The sequence below is a fragment of the Pseudomonas sp. GW821-FHT09D08 genome (assembly GCF_059416305.1).
On record NZ_JBWKOX010000009.1, the window covers coordinates 126,029 to 142,459 of the forward strand.

The 16,431-nt window shown below is 60.6% G+C and carries 18 protein-coding genes; 3 read left to right on the top strand and 15 right to left on the bottom strand.

The genetic code is table 11. The annotated features are described in order from the left end of the window. Positions 1-14: 14 nt before the first annotated feature. From AC07OP_RS17495 to gbca, 13 genes are all read right to left on the bottom strand, one after another. Positions 15-506 carry a hypothetical protein gene (locus tag AC07OP_RS17495; protein ID WP_092355601.1) on the bottom strand — a complete coding sequence of 164 codons (492 nt, stop codon included), beginning with the start codon at positions 504-506 and terminating at the stop codon, positions 15-17. Next, entirely contained in the window at positions 503-1,039 is a 537-nt protein-coding gene (locus AC07OP_RS17500) for a hypothetical protein (RefSeq protein ID WP_092355598.1), read from the bottom strand. Before AC07OP_RS17500 ends, AC07OP_RS17495 begins: the two co-directional genes overlap by 4 nt. 6 nt (positions 1,040-1,045) lie before the next feature. Beyond that, the gene (locus AC07OP_RS17505) at positions 1,046-1,603 is read right to left on the bottom strand and encodes a hypothetical protein (protein WP_193603508.1); all 558 of its coding nucleotides are present in this window, start codon (positions 1,601-1,603) and stop codon (positions 1,046-1,048) included. Continuing rightward, positions 1,600-2,325, bottom strand: a complete 726-nt coding sequence (locus AC07OP_RS17510) for a hypothetical protein (RefSeq protein WP_495102001.1) — start codon at positions 2,323-2,325, stop codon at positions 1,600-1,602. The genes AC07OP_RS17505 and AC07OP_RS17510 overlap by 4 nt, the downstream gene beginning before the upstream one ends. Continuing rightward, on the bottom strand, positions 2,306-3,943 hold the full coding sequence (locus AC07OP_RS17515; protein ID WP_495102000.1) for a GspE/PulE family protein: 1,638 nt from the start codon (positions 3,941-3,943) through the stop codon (positions 2,306-2,308). The genes AC07OP_RS17510 and AC07OP_RS17515 overlap by 20 nt, the downstream gene beginning before the upstream one ends. Before the next feature lie 4 nt (positions 3,944-3,947). Continuing rightward, a complete protein-coding gene (locus tag AC07OP_RS17520; protein WP_495101999.1) occupies positions 3,948-5,132 on the bottom strand; it encodes a type II secretion system F family protein in 1,185 nt (394 codons plus the stop codon). Next, entirely contained in the window at positions 5,129-5,593 is a 465-nt protein-coding gene (locus AC07OP_RS17525; RefSeq protein ID WP_098480807.1) for a transglycosylase SLT domain-containing protein, read from the bottom strand. The genes AC07OP_RS17520 and AC07OP_RS17525 overlap by 4 nt, the downstream gene beginning before the upstream one ends. 1 nt (position 5,594) lies before the next feature. Further along, a complete protein-coding gene (gene gspG / locus AC07OP_RS17530; protein ID WP_027605989.1) occupies positions 5,595-6,026 on the bottom strand; it encodes a type II secretion system major pseudopilin GspG in 432 nt (143 codons plus the stop codon). 212 nt (positions 6,027-6,238) lie between these two features. After that, the gene (locus AC07OP_RS17535) at positions 6,239-7,783 is read right to left on the bottom strand and encodes a lytic polysaccharide monooxygenase (protein ID WP_495101998.1); all 1,545 of its coding nucleotides are present in this window, start codon (positions 7,781-7,783) and stop codon (positions 6,239-6,241) included. A gap of 73 nt (positions 7,784-7,856) precedes the next feature. After that, entirely contained in the window at positions 7,857-8,363 is a 507-nt protein-coding gene (locus AC07OP_RS17540; RefSeq protein ID WP_495101997.1) for a type II secretion system protein, read from the bottom strand. After that, complete coding sequence (locus tag AC07OP_RS17545) at positions 8,350-8,730, bottom strand: type II secretion system protein (RefSeq protein ID WP_115485634.1); 381 nt, start codon at positions 8,728-8,730, stop codon at positions 8,350-8,352. The genes AC07OP_RS17540 and AC07OP_RS17545 overlap by 14 nt, the downstream gene beginning before the upstream one ends. Continuing rightward, positions 8,705-9,199, bottom strand: coding sequence for a prepilin-type N-terminal cleavage/methylation domain-containing protein (locus AC07OP_RS17550; protein ID WP_027605985.1), 495 nt, complete (start codon positions 9,197-9,199; stop codon positions 8,705-8,707). The genes AC07OP_RS17545 and AC07OP_RS17550 overlap by 26 nt, the downstream gene beginning before the upstream one ends. A 792-nt stretch (positions 9,200-9,991) precedes the next feature. Then, positions 9,992-11,287, bottom strand: coding sequence for a glycine betaine monooxygenase oxygenase subunit (gbca, locus tag AC07OP_RS17555; RefSeq protein ID WP_495101996.1), 1,296 nt, complete (start codon positions 11,285-11,287; stop codon positions 9,992-9,994). 281 nt (positions 11,288-11,568) lie between these two features. Between gbca and gbcB the strand changes: the two genes are divergently transcribed. Then, the gene (gene gbcB / locus AC07OP_RS17560; protein ID WP_027605983.1) at positions 11,569-12,669 is read left to right on the top strand and encodes a glycine betaine monooxygenase reductase subunit; all 1,101 of its coding nucleotides are present in this window, start codon (positions 11,569-11,571) and stop codon (positions 12,667-12,669) included. An 83-nt stretch (positions 12,670-12,752) separates the two neighbouring features. On the opposite strand, the gene AC07OP_RS17565 is transcribed toward gbcB, so the two are convergent. Both AC07OP_RS17565 and AC07OP_RS17570 read right to left on the bottom strand, forming a co-directional pair. Then, a complete protein-coding gene (locus tag AC07OP_RS17565) occupies positions 12,753-12,953 on the bottom strand; it encodes a hypothetical protein (protein ID WP_115485636.1) in 201 nt (66 codons plus the stop codon). 183 nt (positions 12,954-13,136) lie between these two features. Next, on the bottom strand, positions 13,137-14,177 hold the full coding sequence (locus AC07OP_RS17570; protein WP_065938192.1) for a threonine aldolase family protein: 1,041 nt from the start codon (positions 14,175-14,177) through the stop codon (positions 13,137-13,139). A 90-nt stretch (positions 14,178-14,267) separates the two neighbouring features. On the opposite strand from AC07OP_RS17570, the gene AC07OP_RS17575 reads away from it, so the two are divergent. Further along, positions 14,268-14,996: a TraX family protein gene (locus AC07OP_RS17575; protein WP_495101995.1), complete on the top strand. Its 729-nt coding sequence runs from the start codon at positions 14,268-14,270 to the stop codon at positions 14,994-14,996. A 175-nt stretch (positions 14,997-15,171) separates the two neighbouring features. Further along, positions 15,172-16,425 (top strand): serine hydroxymethyltransferase, encoded by a 1,254-nt coding sequence (gene glyA, locus AC07OP_RS17580; RefSeq protein ID WP_027605980.1) that lies wholly within the window; start codon positions 15,172-15,174, stop codon positions 16,423-16,425. The last annotated feature ends 6 nt before the right edge of the window (positions 16,426-16,431 follow it).

Below are 16,431 nucleotides of genomic sequence, written 5' to 3' on the forward strand. Positions count from 1 at the left end.
GTGTCCTGCGCCGGTCAGTGAGTGTCCAGCCGCAAGGTGCTGACATGCTTGAGGGGCATGTAGGTCAGCACCACGGCGGTGTCGGTGAGTTTGTCCAGCCGGTAGTGCGCGTCGAGCATCTTGCCGGGCACGATGCGCCCGGGTACCGAGCAACGGTTGCACAGGGTGTACTGGCTGCCATTGCCGCTGAGCACGACGATTTTCGCCTGGTTCTCGTAGCGCCATTGCGCGCTCACGGTGAAGGGCAGGGGCGGTGGCTTGGGCGCTGAGGTGTCGACCGGCATGGGCGGCGGTGCAGGTGTCCAGGTCTGGGCGGGGAACAGGTCGATGGCTTCGGCCACCGCCGGCGCAGGTGCTGCGACCGGTGCCGAGGGCACCTGTACAGGGCGGGCGATCACTGGCACCGGCGAGGGCGTGGGAGTGTCCGCAGTGTCCTGCCAGAACAGCCAGCCGCAGCCGATCAAGGTCAGCAGCAACAGCACGCGCAGATACAGCGGCAGCGTCATTCCACCACCCCCAGCACACTCACCTTGAGGCTGATGTTCAACATGCCGCTGGTGATTTCCTTGCGCTCCAGGGCCAGGCGTTCGATGCGTACGGCCGGCTCGTTGGCGACGTCGTCCAGGGCATCGCGCAGCAAGGCGTAGGGGCCGACGAGGGGAATGTCCACGTCCAGCCGTTGCAGCCCGGTGTCGCCGGGCGCGGAGTAGGCCAGGGTGGTCTGTTCGATGATAAAGCCGCGCCGGGTGAGGACGTCCAGCAGCTTTTCCAGGCGTGGGGCGAAGTCCTGTGCACTGGGCAGGCGTTCGACCACGGCCGGTTCGGTCACCTGCACATCCTGGGGCTGCTCGGCGATCCCGGCCTCCAGTTCCTGGCGCCGCAGGCTGTCGGCAATGCCTGCCGGATGAATCACTGTGACTTCGATCAGCAACGTTGCCGCCATCAGCCCCAACGCCAGCAGCCCCCAAAAGCCCAGGCGCTGTTGCCATTGCATCAGGTGCCAGCGCACACGCGGGAGGTGGCGGGTCAGGGCGTCCATGGGCGACTACCCTGCACCAACCGCAAGTTTGACCTGCACCGGGTGTTGCGGGTCATTGGCTTTGCGTGTGCTTTGTTGCAGGTTCACGTGCACCCCTGGCTGGGCCTTGAGCCGTTCGACAAAGCGAAAGGCATCCCTCAGCATCTTGGCTTCCAGCTCCAAGTGAATCAGTCGGGCCTGGGTGTCGACCTCCACGCGCGTCAGCGCGACTTCCGCGGACCAGGCCCGGGCCACGGCGTCCATCAGCGCGAAGGGCGTGTCCTGCTGTCGGGAAAAAGCGGCCAGTTGTTGTTTCTGCTGGGGTGACAAGCGAATGGCGGCCTGGATCAATTGCTCCTGGCGGCGCGTCAATTCGATAAAGCGCTGCTCCAGTGCGTCGGTCTGTTGTTGCTGATGCTCCATGCGCTGCCAGTGTTGCCAGGTGACGAAGACAAGCCCGGCGGCGACCAGCCACAACACACTCACCAGCGGCCGATAGACGGCGTTGGGGTGCAGGAAGTCGACGCCCGGCGCCTGCCGCTGTCGCCAGGCACCGGCGAGCTGTGATTTCAGCTGAGCGATCATGCCAGCGGCTCTCCGAGCCAGGGATGCAGTGGCCCCAGCCAATGTTCAGTGGGGTGATTGGCGACGACCCATGTGGCCGCCGCGTGCCGTTGCGCCAGCAGGTCGGCGGTGAACAGGTTGTCGCTCAAGGGGCTGCCGGGTGGGGTTTGCAGCACGCAGACTTGTTGAGCCACACCCCGTTGCCGGTAAAGGCAACTGAGACCTCGCGCCTCAGGTACCGCCAGCACGCAATCGTCAGGCAATTGCTGCCAATACCGTTGGGCCACGGCCGTCAACAATGGCGTGCATGTCACCAGCGGCAGGTGCTGTTGCTTGAACAACTTCCGCAGGTCTTGCAGCAAATTCCGTGGCGTCGCGACCGCCAGGCGTTCATCTCCAAAGGTGCTGTTGGCGACTTGCACTTGCCATTGTCCGGGGTCGATGCCGGCCTGTTGGTTGAAGGTCACTTCGGCCAAGCCTTGCCAGTCGGCCTGGCTGTACAAACCGGTTTGCCACGCCAGCATCAGGTAGTGCACATGGGGGAAGCCCAGCAGCACCGTGGCCCGGTCCAGAAACCCGACGCGGCCGCGCGGCGCCTGTTCCAGCAGTTCGGCACAGGCGGCCAATGGTTCGCCAGTCTGTTGCGCACGCCATACTGCTGCACCGCGCCAGCGCGGTCGTGCGGCCCATTCGGCGCCGTCGCTGTGCAGCCACACCACATGCTCAATAAAGGGAAATGACACGGTGGATCTCCTTGAGCGTGGTGTCGCCCTGGGCGGCGTGGGCCAGGGCGATGTCGCGGATAAACACGTGGCCGGCTTCACGGGCCAGTTCGCGCAGGGTGGAGGCCGAACTGCGGTTGAGCAGGCCCTCCTTGATGCTGTCGGTCAGTGTCAGCACTTCGGCCAGGGCGAGTCGGCCGCGATAGCCGGTGTGACGGCAGGCCTCGCAGCCTTTGCCCACGCGGTAGTGACCCTGTTGGAGTTGAGCCTCGGTGAGTTGGGCGAGGTGGGTGATGTCGGGGTCGGGATCGGCATCCGTGCCGCAATCCGGGCAGATACGCCGCACCAGGCGCTGGGCGACCACGCCGTTAAGGGCTTCGACAAAGCTGGCCGGGTCCACGTCCATGTAGGTAAAGCGCTCCAGCACACTGAACGCGCTGTTGGCGTGTACCGATGACAGCACCAGGTGCCCGGTCAACGCCGCTTGCACCGCAATGCCCGCCGTTTCACCGTCGCGTATTTCCCCCACCAGGATGGTGTCCGGGTCGTGGCGCAGGATCGAGCGCAGGCCACGGGCGAAGGTCAGGCCCTTCTTGTCGTTCACCGGGATTTGCAGGACCCCGGGCAGTTCGTATTCCACCGGGTCTTCGATGGTGATGATCTTTTTCTCGCCGGTATTGGTCTCCGACAGGGCGGCATACAGCGTGGTGGATTTGCCGCTGCCGGTGGGGCCGGTCACCAGCAACATGCCATAGGGTTCGCCGGCCAATACACGGATGCGCGCGATGGTCTCGGCGTTCAACCCCAGGGTTTCCAGGCTCAGGGACTCGCCGCGCTGGGACTTGTCGAGAATCCGCAGCACCGCATCTTCACCGTGGATGCTGGGCATGATCGACACGCGAAAGTCCACTTCGCGACCCTGGATTTTCATCTTGAAACGCCCGTCCTGGGGCACCCGCCGCTCGCCGATATCCAGCTCCGACAACACCTTGATCCGCGACAGTGCCTGCTCGGCCATGTCCATGCCGCTGGCCTGGCCCATCTGCTGCAACACGCCGTCGATGCGGTACTTGATCACCAGGCCCTGGGGGGTGGTTTCCACATGGACATCGCTGGCGCGGCTTTGCAGGGCATCGAACAGCATGGAGTTGACCAGGCGCACCACCGGGTTGTCGTCGCGGGCGATGCTGCTCAGGGAAATTTCCTGGGCGGCCTGGCCGACGCGGGCATGCTCGTCGTCCTCACCGAAAGGTTGCATCACCCGTTGGCTGGCTTCGGCCAGGCTCAACTGGGCCTTGACCGCGCCGGGCAGGCTCATGGCCAGGGGCAGTTGACGCAAGGTTTTCGAGGATTGCAGCCAGTGCCGGCTGGCCAGGGTGAAAGGGTCTCCCAGTACCAGGCACGGCTGGCCGTGGTTATCCACCGGCAGCACGTTATGGATCAGCGCCTGGGGCAGTGCCAGCAGGTCGAAGCGCCAGTGTTCACTGAGGTTTTCCGGGGGGATGGCAAGCAGGCCCAGGGGCTGGGCGATCGTGCTTAATTGGTCGGGTGCCTTCTCCAGCACCTCCAGCAGGTAATTGGACAAGCTCAGCCCGCGTTGCTCTGCAAGGGCCTGCCATTGCCGTGTCTGTTCGCTCATCGCACTACCCCTGGATGGAGCCTGCCAGTTCGAAAATCGGCATGTACAGCATGAACACGATCAGGCCGATCAGCCCGCCCACCACCAGCATCAACAAGGGCTCGAAGACCTTGCTGAACAGCTCGATGGCACGCTCCAGCGCTTCATCGTGGAACTGAGCGATGCGCTCGCACATCGCCGCCAGCTCGCCGCTTTGTTCACCCACGCGTAGCAGGCGTTCGGCGACGGCGGTGGTCAATCGATGGCGGGCGAGGGCAGTGGACAGTGGCTGGCCGGCCTGGATGTCGGTCATGGCCTGGCGCAGGTCCGCCTGGCGTTCCACGGGCAGCAGCGCACCGGACAGCTCCACCGCAGTGACCACCGGCATGCCGCCCATCAGCAACATGCCGGCGGTGCGATAAAAGCGCGCGAGGATAAACAGCGTGCGCTGGGCGCCCAGGCTGGGGATTTTCCAGAACAGCTGGGCGATGCGGCGCTTGAACCCGGCGCTGCGCAACAACAGCACCAGCGCGGCAATCGCCAGCACCAGGCCAAGCAGCAACTCCATGCCGCGCGCGTCTACCAGTGCGCCCCACCACACCATAAAGCGTGCGGTGGCCGGCAGATCGGCCACGGCGTCGAACACCGAGGCAAAGCGCGGGATCACGAAGAACAGCAGGAACAGCAGGATCAACGCGCCCACGCTGAGCACCACCAAGGGGTACATCAGGGCGCCGCTGACGCGCTTCTTCACGGTTGCCAGGTGGGCTTCAAAATGATGGTAACGGCGCAGGGCCACGGCCAATTGGCCGCTGTGTTCCGAGGACGCCACCGTGGCAATCAACAGCGGCGGGAAGGTCTGCGGCTTGAGCAGCATCGCCCTGGACAGCGAGTTGCCCTCATACATCGAGGCGAGCAGCTCGCTCATGACCTGCCGGTTGATGCCGGCGGGCGCCTTGTCGCGCAGGGTCTCCACGGCTTCCACCAGCACCAGGCCGGCATCGAGCAGGACTACCAGCTCCTGGATAAACAGGCCGAGGGCGAACGTACTGCGGCGGCTGGGGAGTTTGAGTGGGCGGCGGGCTTTCAGCGAGATGACCTGGGCGCCGTCGGCCTGCAGTTGCTGGCGCGCCTGGGCGACGTCAACGGCTTGCAGGCGCAGGGTCTGCACATGGCCACCACGGATGATGCGCACGTCAAAGTCGGTCATGGCATTTGCCCCGCCCGTTGTTGGCGCTGTTGCAACAACACCGCGTAGTAACGCCACACCGCCAGGGCGTAGCGTGAGCGCCGTGCTTCCCGGTCCGGCTTGGCCCCGGCGTTATAGGCGCCCACGGCCTGCCAGCCATAACCCTGCTCGCGGATAAACCCGGCAAGAATCCACGCGCCCACCATGACGCTGGTGCAGGGCTGGGTGATCAGGTGCTGCTCGGTGATACCGAACCGGGCCAGTGCGGGCAAGTGGCGGCTGTTGATTTGCATCAGGCCGATATCCTGGCTGCCATCGCTGTTGAGGTTGCGTGCGCTGGGGTTGAGGCCGGATTCGACCTTGGCGATGGCGTACAGCAACAGCGGGTCGACGTGGTAGCGGCTGGCTGCCAGTTGCCAGCAGTTGGCCTGTGCGGTACCCGTGAGGCACAGCAGTATCAGGACCCGCCGCAGCGTGTGCATGTCAGAGGCCGTACACAATGTCGGCGTAGGTATTCACCCCGCCGGCCTTGCCGTCACGGCCCAGGCAGATGATCTCCGCATCGTTGGGCGGTGTGCCGGGGTTCTTGTAGAGATACGGGTTGCCCCAAGGGTCTGGCGGCAGCGTCTTCACATAGGGGCCCTGCCAATGGCTGGCGGTGGCGGGCCGGGCGGTGAGGGCGTCGAGGCCCAGGGTTTCGTCGGGGTAGTTGCCGTTGTCCAGGCGGTACTGGTTCAAGGCATCGGCAAGGGCTTTCATCTGGCCCTGGGCGGTTTGTACCTTGGCCAGTTCCAGGCGGTCGAACATCTTCGGGCCGACGTAGCCGGCGAGCAGGGCGATGATCAGCAGGACGACCAGCAGCTCCAGCAAGGTGAAGGCACGCTGGGGGCTGTGGATAAATGAGTGAATACGCATGGAAATACCCTGTTGGGAGTGCCAAGGTACGGCGGTTGTGTATAACTCTCCCGGCCCGCTGTGAAGCGGGCACCGCCGGTAGGACTGCGTTAGAACCTTTTCAATTCAAGTACATCTTCAACTGTAGCGTTGCTCGATATAAGGCGCCGTGAGGCGCCCTATAACGTTTGGCTCTTATGCTTATCCAGTAACTGAATATGCGTTCGAGCGGGTCATCGAACTTCGTCCCAGGCCTGGTCCCACGCCTGCCCCGTGCCTGGGGCATACGCCCATGCGGCGCCTGCACACCATGGGGTGAAGGGCTGAGGTTTGCATTTATAGTTTTTGCCGTTGTTGGTCACGATGTCGCCGGCTTTGTACGCAGTGCCTTCTTTGTAGGCCGGGTACTCTTCGCCACCACCTGCTGGTTTAACGATGACGATGACGGGGGGCGCTGCTGTACTTTTTTTGTTCTTATTGTCATACACCCGTAGTTCAATCTTGAGTTGCGTGTCCTGATTTACCGAGGGAGCAGTGAACGTCGCTGTCGACTGGTGGAAGCTGCCGCCCTGGAAGTTGTTGGTCCACATCCATCCGGCAGCACCTGGGTTGTATACCGTAGAGCCGGTGCCATCCATGGTGAAACGCTCACCTGATTTAACGTTTGCATGGGGTTTGATGACCGCTACCGGTGGGCGTTGATCGATAGGGGTTTCACCGCCGCCGGCAATGATCGACATCACCTGTTTGTAATCCGGGTTAGTGACATAGGTTGCGTTGGCCAGCGGATTTGCCGAGTTGAACGTAACCGTACCATTGGTCTTTACGCCGATTCTGGCAATGGCAGGGCTTACTAGGTCGGCTATTTCCAGTCCCCATTTGGCCGGAGGCAAATTATCGGCTCGGATCTCCTGGGTGATATCCACCAATTCCGTTCCTTTGGCATCGGCCCCAAAGATCCGGAAGTGGACGGAGTCGCCGACTTTGAGCGATTGCATATCGGGGCCAATGTAAGGGCCAATGTTTGTCAGAGGGTCCGGAACACCGCCACTTTGGAACCTTACATCTGAACAAGAAATGAAGAACTCGCCATTCGGATCATCCCTGACCCATATTCCTACCACTAACCCATTACCCGATGCGTTGCTGGGAATAGGCCGATTGATCAGGTAAAAGCCTGCAAGTCCGTTGAGCAGGGGGGGCGGGTTCCAATTGGTGTACGCTTTTTCGAGTCTTTCGGATTCCCCCAAGGGGATTAAATCGCTCCATTGCAATACGTCAGACGCGCTGTTAAAACCTGGTCTGGTTATAAACGCATAAAACGTGCTGGGCACATGAAGAATCGTGCCAACAAGGCGTATAGCCAGTGATTGACCTGGCACTACATCTTTCTTGGTCCATAACGGAGTGGGGTAATCCAAGCTGGCTTTTTTCGGATCATTTGCTGCGCATATGTGGCCGTCCGGGATAATGGCCTTGATCTGATCCATCGTCGGATGGTTGATCTCCGGAATCTTCGCAACCTCATGCCATTGATCGGCGGCAGTTGCCCACTCACTGGGGGAATTAAATGTTTTTGTAAAAGCCTCTCGACAGCCTTCATCTTTAATAGATGAGCCATTGTCAGAGCCCCACTGTCCTCCCTTTACGTAACAGTTCAAAGCACGGGATGGAGGCGTTTCGACAGCTCCATGCCCCCATCCTGCTGCGGGTGCCAATAACGCTGCGGCCAGGACCCATTTGAATAGATCTCTCGCATATCTCTGTAACGTATTCATGCTCTAGCCCACCTTCAATTCAGATAAACAAGTTCCGAACTGCTGGAACGATCAGTGTGTTTAAACGGTTAAATCATTGAGTCAGCTGATCTCCCAGAGGAGTGACGCGGGTTGCAGGGTTACTCTGTACAGAGCCATACAGAAACACCCACCCTTGATAACTGCCTTGCCCTGTAAAACTCTGATTGATGACCGCAAAGTTGCCTTGCTTGAACGGCGTACCCTTGGCCTGGCTGAACACGCCCATGATGGTTTCGCTCGGCCCTGGCACGACGCCCCAATCGGTGGTGCCGGTCAGCGGGTCGCTGTAGATCCGGCGCAGGTAACGCTTGATGGTGGGTTGGCGACGGTCGAGGACCAGGTCTTCGAGTGACTTGGGAAAGGTATTGCCGGCCGCGTAGTACAGGCCGATTGCCCGGCGAATCTCATTGCCCCGCGCCAGCAGTTCCAGCTCGCGTTCGCGCTGCAGCACGCTGGACCACAGGGTGCCGACTTCCATCAGCATCACGGCCACCACGGCCACTGTCACCAACATGCCCATGAACACCGAGCCCTGCTGGTTGTGCTTACCAGTCGGCATAGGCGTTCCCGTTCGTGTCGGTTCCGGAGGCACCGCTGCGTACATCGCCCAGGCCTTGTTCGTCCGAAGGTTGCAGTTGCCAGGTGTCACGCCTGCCGGTCAGCGGGTCCATGGGGATCTCGCGCAGGTAGCGACGGTCCACCAGGGCTTGCAGGGACTCGGGATTGGCGCCGTGGTCCTCGCGGTATTGGTCCAGGGCCTGGCGGATGGAGGACAGGTTGTGGCGCAGCACGGTTTCCTGGGCCTTGGTGTGCTGGCGGAAGTACTGCGGGGTGACCAGGGTCATGAGGGTGGCGATGATCGCCATGACCACCAGCAACTCAATCAGGGTAAAACCCCGATCACCATTGGCTGTATGACGTTCCATTCAAGCTCTCCCGGGTGCTTCGGGATGAAACGTCGAATACATCTTCTCCCTCTTGTGGATTATCCGCAGTGCTTTTGTAGCTGCGCAGTTGCCAGGTTTCTGCGGGCGCACGTTCAGGGCACTCGCACACGGGATCGCGGGGAATGCGTCGCAGGAAATAGAGTTTGTTGCCCTGAAGGTTGGTCTTGTCCGTTACCCCCTCGACCAATACGTGCAGGGAGGGGGGATAACCGCTGTCAGTGATGCTCTTTTCAATGCGGCCATCGTCACTGGCGTCTTTGTAGGCATCAATCGCACGCCGGATTTCCCGCAGCGAGCGTTGCAGGTCCAGTTCTCGATCACGTTTACCCATCAATGCTGTCAGCGGATAAGCCACTGTCGCAAGCGTGGCCAGCAGGGCCAGCGTCAGTAGTAATTCAATCAGCGTAAAACCTTTGGCGCAGTGATGGCTGGGCTTGCCCTGCCACATCACCGTTCTTCCTCCTGATCAGGCTGCCAAGGACTTCCGCGTTAACCCAGGCCATGGAATTGACTGCAAGGATGAGTGTAGATGCTGGGTGTTTTTTGTACAGGTTGTGGGTTTACCCACAAACGCTGTGAGCGTAGCTGTGGATAAGATGTTCGTGGGTCTCCACAACCCCCGTAAATCAACGCCTGCAAGCCGTTGTACGAAAAATAACCAAGCTAAGTCACGGTTTTTAGGTGCTTTTTTGTGTGGATAAGGTTGAAGCGGTGTTCGGACTTGCCCCCAAAGTCTGTTGGCGCTTCTGTGGATAAGATGTTTGATATCCGCTACAGGCCTTATGAATAGAGGCTTTCCGCCATCTGGTTGTTTATTGATCAAATTGCCGCTAAACCCCAGGAATATAGCTGAAACCCTTGGTATATGAAGGTTTGACGCGGTTTTCCACAGCGCTGCCGAAGTTGCCCCCAAAGTCTGTTGGCGGTTCTGTGGATAAGGTGTTTGCGTACCGCTACAGGTCACGTTTTACGTAGCTTGTAGGGTTTTGATCAATAAATGATCAATGTGTCGCTGGAACCGTCAACTTGAATAAGTCACGGATTTTCTTCAATTAATTTTGCTTGGATAGTGGAGTTGCCCACAATTGCTGTGGGTGGCTTTGTGGATAAGTTGTTGGGTAAAGGCTGGAGGGCAGGCTGGCAGTGGTCTGCGAGAGAGTTGATCAAATATTAAGCAGTGTGAGGTTCAAGTGTGGGAGGGGGCAAGCCCCCTCCCACAGTTTTGAGCTGTGGGTATCGGTTATTCGTGTGCAGCCACGCCTTTCAGGTAAGGCGCCGGCGCTGCGCCGAGGTTGTTCAACATGCGCTCGCTGTACCAGTCCACGAAGTTCACCACGCCGAACTCATAGGTCTTGGAGTACGGGCCGGGCTGGTAGGCGGTGGAGTTGATCCCGCGCTGGTTCTCTTCGGCCAGGCGACGGTCCTGGTCGTTGGTGGCGTCCCACACCTGGCGCATGCGCTCCACGTCGTAGTCCACGCCTTCCACGGCGTCCTTGTGCACCAGCCACTTGGTGGTCACCATGGTTTCCTGGGCGCTGATCGGCCACACCGTAAACACGATGATGTGGTCGCCCATGCAGTGGTTCCAGGAATGCGGCAGGTGCAGGATGCGCATCGAGCCGAGGTCGGGGTTCTTGATGCGGCCCATCAGCTTGGCGCAGCCCTGCTTGCCGTCCAGGGTCATCGACACGGTGCCCTTGAGCAGCGGCATGCGCACGATACGGTTGCGCAGGCCAAAGCTGGCGTGGGCGTAAGGGATCTTCTCGGCATCCCAAGCGGCGGCGGAGGCTGCCACGTGGTCTTTAAAGGCCTGATCTGTGCGCGGGTCGGTGACGTCGTCCCATTCCAGCAGGGTTTTCAACAGCTCGGGGTGCGACGCGTTGCAGTGGTAGCACTCGCGGTTGTTTTCCAGCACCAGCTTCCAGTTGGCCTTTTCCATCAAGGTGGTTTGCACCGCCACCTTGGTGTTTTCCATGTCGTAGGGTTCCATGTAGTGGTTCAGCGTCGACAGGAAGTCATCGATGGCCGGCGGGTTCTCGGCCAGGCTGATGAAGATGTAGCCGCCGGCGGTCTTCACATTCACCGGCTTGAGGCCATATTGCTTCATGTCGAAATCGGCGCCCATCTCGGTGCCGGCGAACAGCAGGCGCCCGTCCAGCTCGTAGGTCCACTGGTGGTAGTGGCACACCAGCTTGGCAACCTTGCCCTTGTCGCTGGTGCACAGGCGCGAGCCACGGTGGCGGCACACGTTATGGAACGCATGCACCACGCCTTCGGCGCCACGGATCACGATGATCGGGTTCTTGCCCACTTGCAGGGTCAGGTAGTTGCCCTTGGTGGGGATCTCGCAGGTCATGCCGGCGATCAACCACTCTTTCTGGAAGATCTCCTGCATGTCGATATCAAACAACCGCTCATCAGAGTAGAACGGCTGCGGCAGCGAAAAGGTGCGCTCGCGCTCTTGCAGCATTTGCGCGGTGGCCTTGCGTGCGGGTTCCAGCGGATCGCCCAAGCTTAAGGTTGCGGTGACGTCCATCGTGTGTGTCCTCAAGGCCATTCTGTGTGGCCGACGAATAGTGGCTGATCAGGTTTGCAGCAAGGCGTAAAGAAAACGTCGTTGTTGGGAGCGAGTGTGGGGCTGCTGATGTGCCGAACCTTATCCATGAGCGACATGGCCCACTCTGTTCCCGACGCGCAACCCCCGTGGTATGGGGGCTGGTCGCGATAAGTATGTGAATGTCGCAGATAGGTAAATGGGCGGTTCCCGCGTTACGCAGAATCGCCACCATAAGGCCGACGTCGGCGGTGGAGAACAACATGTCCAATAATTTCCTGAATCCGGTAACCACCCAGACCTGGGCCAATGGTCGGCACATCGTCCGTTGCGTCAAAGTCATCCAGGAAACCTGGGATGTGCGCACCTTCTGCTTTATGGCTGACCAGCCGATCCTGTTCTTTTTCAAGCCGGGGCAGTTCGTCACCCTGGAGCTGGAAATCGACGGCCAGCCGATCATGCGCTCGTACACCATTTCCAGTTCGCCGTCGGTGCCCTACAGCTTTTCGGTGACCATCAAGCGTGTGCCGGGCGGCAAGGTGTCCAACTGGCTGCACGACACCCTGCATGAAGGCCAGGAATTGGCGGTGCACGGGCCGGTCGGGCTGTTCAATGCCATCGACTTCCCTAGCCCGAAAGTGCTGTACCTCAGTGGCGGCGTGGGGATCACGCCGGTGATGTCCATGGCCCGCTGGTTCTACGACACCAACGCCAACGTCGACATGACGTTTATCCACAGTGCCCGTTCGCCCAAGGACATCATCTACCACCGCGAGCTGGAGCATATGGCGTCGCGGATCGACAACTTCAGCCTGCACCTGATCTGTGAGAAGCACGGCCTGGGTGAGCCCTGGGCGGGTTATCGCGGTTACCTGAACCACAAGATGCTCGAACTGATGGTGCCCGACTTCCTTGAGCGCGAAGTGTTCTGCTGCGGCCCGACGCCCTACATGAATGCGGTGAAACGCCTGTTGGAAGTCGCCGGTTTCGACATGGCGCGCTACCACGAGGAATCCTTCGGCGCCACGCCGCCGGAAGCCCGCGCCGACGCGGTGGAGCAGGCCGAGCAAGCGGCGGATGCCCCGGAAATCGATCTGGCGGATCTGCATCAGGTGGAGTTCATCGCCTCGGGCAAGAGCATTCGCGTCGCCCCTGGCGAGACCGTCCACGCGGCGGCGGCCAAGCTTGGGCTGTTGATTCCAAAGGCCTGCGGCATGGGGATTTGCGGGACGTGCAAGGTGATGAAGCTGGGCGGTGAGGTGGAGATGGACCACAACGGCGGGATCACCGAGGAAGACGAAGCCGAAGGCTACATCCTGTCGTGCTGCAGCGTGCCGAAGGGGGATGTGCGCATCGAGTTCTGATCCACTCAGCTCGTTCCCACGCGAGGGTGGGAACGATCAAGGGGACGTCGGAGGTCATGAATCTCCGACGTGGGGGTTAGCGGTTACTGGGCGTAGATGTGGACCACAAAGTGCTGGCCTGATGCTGTCAGTTCATAGACTTTGTCGTAGATCCGCAGCGTCCGCGATGGCTCTCGGATAGTGTCGCCGACTTTTGCGTACTTCCTGAACTCATCCCAATCAATCACGGTGGTGTTGACGGTGCCGTCGCCTTGCAGGGTGTTGCCGTTGCTTTGATACTCCATGGGTTTGGCTCTCTTCTGGATTTCCGTTTCCAGCCGAATGGTCGGCAGGCAGTTAGCCCGAAAGGGCGTCTCTGCAGCGACGTTTTCCTTTCGGGTTCCAAGAGGCTAGCCAATGAAAAGCCAGTGCGCAGCTGTCAGAAATATCAAATGACAGACTCGGCATTGCGCCAGCATCTGCTGCGGTCAGGCGCCCATCACTGTCCGAATATCCGCCGCCAATTCTCGTACGCGCTCTTCGTCGGTATCCCACGCGCACATGAACCGCGCACCGCCTTTGCCGATGAAGGTATAGAAGCGCCAGCCCTTGGCCGTCAGCGCGGCAATCGCCGGTTCCGAGAGTTGCAGGAACACGCCGTTGGCCTGCACCGGGAACATCAGCTCCACACCCGGAATATCCGCCACCAGGCTGCTGAGCAATTGCGCGCAGTGGTTGGCGTGGCGCGCATGTTTGAGCCAGGCGTCATTTTCCAGCAGTCCCACCCAAGGGGCGGACAGGAAGCGCATTTTCGAGGCCAGTTGGCCGGCCTGTTTGCAGCGGTAGTCGAAGTCTTCCGCCAGTTTGTGGTTGAAGAACAGGATGGCCTCACCCACGGCCATGCCGTTCTTGGTGCCGCCAAAGCACAACACGTCCACTCCGGCTTTCCAGGTCAGGTCGGCGGGTGAGCAGCCGAGGAACGCACAGGCGTTGGAAAAGCGTGCGCCGTCCATGTGCAGGTTCAGCCCCAGTTCCTTGCAGGTAGCACTGATGGCGCGGATTTCTTCCGGGGTGTAGACGCTGCCGACTTCGGTGGCTTGGGTCAGGGTCACTACGCGGGGTTTGGGGTAGTGGATGTCCTGGCGCTTGAGGGCGATCTCGCGGATCGATTCCGGGGTCAGCTTGCCGTTTTCGGTGCGGGCGGTGAGCAGCTTGGAGCCGTTGGAGAAAAACTCCGGCGCGCCGCATTCGTCGGTTTCGACGTGGGCGGTTTCCGAGCAAATCACGCTATGGTAGCTCTGGCACAAGGAGGACAGCGCCAGGGAGTTGGCGGCCGTACCGTTGAAGGCGAAGAACACTTCGCAGTCGGTTTCGAACAGGTTGCGGAAACCGTCGGCGGCGCGGTGGGTCCATTCATCATCACCGTAGGCACGTTGATGACCCTGGTTGGCTTGTTCCATGGCGGCCCAGGCTTCGGGGCAAATGCCCGAATAGTTGTCACTGGCGAATTGTTGGCTCTTGTCGGTCATGGCCCATTCCTGTGGTCGATGTTGGTGCGCACTGTAACCAAGATTGTTGACGCTGCGCACGCACTGTAAATGCAAAGTCACTGGGGAATTATGCACGGTTCTGAAACGATGCCTGTCGGACGCGTCCGTGATGGCGCTTTGGATTTGCTCAAGTGGTTGGCGCTGCTGAGCATGGTGCTGGACCACCTGCGTTATGTCGGTCTGAGCCTCGATGGCCTGTATGTGCCGGGGCGCCTGGCGTTTCCGTGGTTTTGCCTGGCGATTGCGACGAACCTGCACCGGGCCCGAAATGCGCCGGTGACCGGCCAGTGGCGCTACCTGGGCTGGCTGCTGCTGTTCAGCGTGATCAGCGAAGTGCCGTATCGGCTGTTTATCGAGGACGCCGATACGTTGAACGTGCTGCCCACCCTGGCGTTGGGACTGCTGGTTGCCCGAGGATGGCAGAAGAAGGCGTTTTTTGATCGAGGATTGGCGTTGATCGCCGTCACGATAGCGGCGGTATTTTCGTCGCACTTAATGTTCGGTTTCTTTGGTGTGTTGCTGCCACTGGCGATGTTGCTGGTGTTTCGCCGGCCTTGGTATTTCAGTGTGTTGCCAGGATGTGTCTGCGTGGCCGCTAACCAATGGCAGATCCTGCTCAATAGCGGTACGCCGGTGGCGCTGTTGGGGCTGGCGACCTGCCTGATTGCGCCATTGGCCGGATTGGTCTTATTGCGACATGCCTACAGCACCTCACCGCCAGCAATGCGCCGCTGGGCCTACGCCCTGTATCCCATGCACTTCCTCCTGCTGCTGCTCCTGCGCCACATCATCGCCTGACCCACCGCTATCGGGAGCAAGCCCCCTCCCACATTTGTTTCGTGTTGTTCCGGCAATGTCGTAAACGCACCTTTGCGTGGCGTGCGCAGGCATTTGGCCTGTCTGCGCCAGCCCTACCATCGCATCAAAGGGCCCTGCACGGGCCTCAACAATACGAAAGGCTGGGAGAGACGCGATGTTCAGCAAACAAGACCAGATCCAGGGATATGACGACGCACTGCTGGCGGCCATGAACGCCGAGGAGCAGCGCCAGGAAGATCATATCGAGCTGATCGCGTCGGAGAACTACACCAGCAAGCGTGTGATGGAAGCCCAGGGCAGCGGCCTCACCAATAAATACGCCGAAGGCTACCCGGGCAAGCGCTACTACGGTGGCTGCGAGCACGTGGACAAGGTCGAAGCCCTGGCCATCGAACGCGCCAAGCAGCTGTTCGGCGCCGATTATGCCAACGTACAGCCACACTCCGGTTCGTCCGCCAACAGCGCTGTGTACCTGGCGCTGATCAATGCGGGCGACACCATCCTGGGCATGAGCCTGGCCCACGGCGGTCACTTGACCCACGGTGCCAAGGTGTCGTCCTCGGGCAAGCTGTACAACGCGGTGCAGTACGGCATCAATACCGACACCGGCCTGATCGACTACGACGAAGTCGAGCGCCTGGCGGTGGAGCACAAGCCGAAAATGGTCGTGGCCGGTTTCTCCGCCTACTCCAAGACCCTGGATTTCCCACGCTTTCGCGCCATCGCTGACAAAGTAGGCGCGCTGCTGTTCGTCGACATGGCCCACGTCGCCGGCCTGGTCGCCGCCGGCCTGTACCCGAACCCGCTGCCGTACGCCGATGTGGTCACCACCACCACCCACAAGACCCTGCGCGGTCCCCGTGGCGGTTTGATCCTGGCCAAGGCCAACGAAGAAATTGAAAAGAAACTCAACGCCGCCGTCTTCCCCGGCGCCCAGGGTGGTCCGCTGATGCATGTGATCGCCGGCAAGGCGGTGTGCTTCAAGGAAGCGCTGGAGCCTGGCTTCAAGGCGTACCAGCAGCAAGTGATCGACAACGCCCAGGCCATGGCCAGCGTGTTTATCAAACGCGGCTACGATGTAGTGTCCGGCGGCACCGATAACCACCTGTTCCTGGTCAGCCTGATCCGTCAGGGCCTCACCGGCAAAGAGGCGGATGCCGCCCTCGGTCGCGCCCACATCACCGTCAACAAGAACGCCGTGCCGAATGACCCGCAGTCGCCGTTCGTGACCTCGGGCCTGCGCATCGGCACCCCGGCGGTGACCACGCGTGGATTCAAGGTGCCGCAGTGCATCGAGCTGGCCGGTTGGATCTGCGACATCCTCGACAACCTCGGCGACGCCGACGTCGAGGCCAACGTGGCCAAGCACGTGTCTGCCCTGTGCGCTGATTTCCCGGTTTATCGCTGAGCGCGG

What these genes read in the sequence shown, in the direction of transcription:
- gbcB (WP_027605983.1), top strand. Translation starts at nt 11,569, where the DNA reads ATGTCCAATAATTTCCTGAATCCGGTAACCACCCAGACCTGGGCCAAT.
- AC07OP_RS17520 (WP_495101999.1), bottom strand. Translation starts at nt 5,132, where the DNA reads ATGACCGACTTTGACGTGCGCATCATCCGTGGTGGCCATGTGCAGACC.
- AC07OP_RS17565 (WP_115485636.1), bottom strand. Translation starts at nt 12,953, where the DNA reads ATGGAGTATCAAAGCAACGGCAACACCCTGCAAGGCGACGGCACCGTC.
- AC07OP_RS17495 (WP_092355601.1), bottom strand. Translation starts at nt 506, where the DNA reads ATGACGCTGCCGCTGTATCTGCGCGTGCTGTTGCTGCTGACCTTGATC.
- AC07OP_RS17535 (WP_495101998.1), bottom strand. Translation starts at nt 7,783, where the DNA reads ATGAATACGTTACAGAGATATGCGAGAGATCTATTCAAATGGGTCCTG.
- AC07OP_RS17500 (WP_092355598.1), bottom strand. Translation starts at nt 1,039, where the DNA reads ATGGACGCCCTGACCCGCCACCTCCCGCGTGTGCGCTGGCACCTGATG.
- gbca (WP_495101996.1), bottom strand. Translation starts at nt 11,287, where the DNA reads ATGGACGTCACCGCAACCTTAAGCTTGGGCGATCCGCTGGAACCCGCA.
- gspG (WP_027605989.1), bottom strand. Translation starts at nt 6,026, where the DNA reads ATGCGTATTCACTCATTTATCCACAGCCCCCAGCGTGCCTTCACCTTG.
- AC07OP_RS17575 (WP_495101995.1), top strand. Translation starts at nt 14,268, where the DNA reads ATGCACGGTTCTGAAACGATGCCTGTCGGACGCGTCCGTGATGGCGCT.
- AC07OP_RS17570 (WP_065938192.1), bottom strand. Translation starts at nt 14,177, where the DNA reads ATGACCGACAAGAGCCAACAATTCGCCAGTGACAACTATTCGGGCATT.
- AC07OP_RS17540 (WP_495101997.1), bottom strand. Translation starts at nt 8,363, where the DNA reads ATGCCGACTGGTAAGCACAACCAGCAGGGCTCGGTGTTCATGGGCATG.
- AC07OP_RS17515 (WP_495102000.1), bottom strand. Translation starts at nt 3,943, where the DNA reads ATGAGCGAACAGACACGGCAATGGCAGGCCCTTGCAGAGCAACGCGGG.
- AC07OP_RS17525 (WP_098480807.1), bottom strand. Translation starts at nt 5,593, where the DNA reads ATGCACACGCTGCGGCGGGTCCTGATACTGCTGTGCCTCACGGGTACC.
- AC07OP_RS17545 (WP_115485634.1), bottom strand. Translation starts at nt 8,730, where the DNA reads ATGGAACGTCATACAGCCAATGGTGATCGGGGTTTTACCCTGATTGAG.
- glyA (WP_027605980.1), top strand. Translation starts at nt 15,172, where the DNA reads ATGTTCAGCAAACAAGACCAGATCCAGGGATATGACGACGCACTGCTG.
- AC07OP_RS17505 (WP_193603508.1), bottom strand. Translation starts at nt 1,603, where the DNA reads ATGATCGCTCAGCTGAAATCACAGCTCGCCGGTGCCTGGCGACAGCGG.
- AC07OP_RS17550 (WP_027605985.1), bottom strand. Translation starts at nt 9,199, where the DNA reads ATGTGGCAGGGCAAGCCCAGCCATCACTGCGCCAAAGGTTTTACGCTG.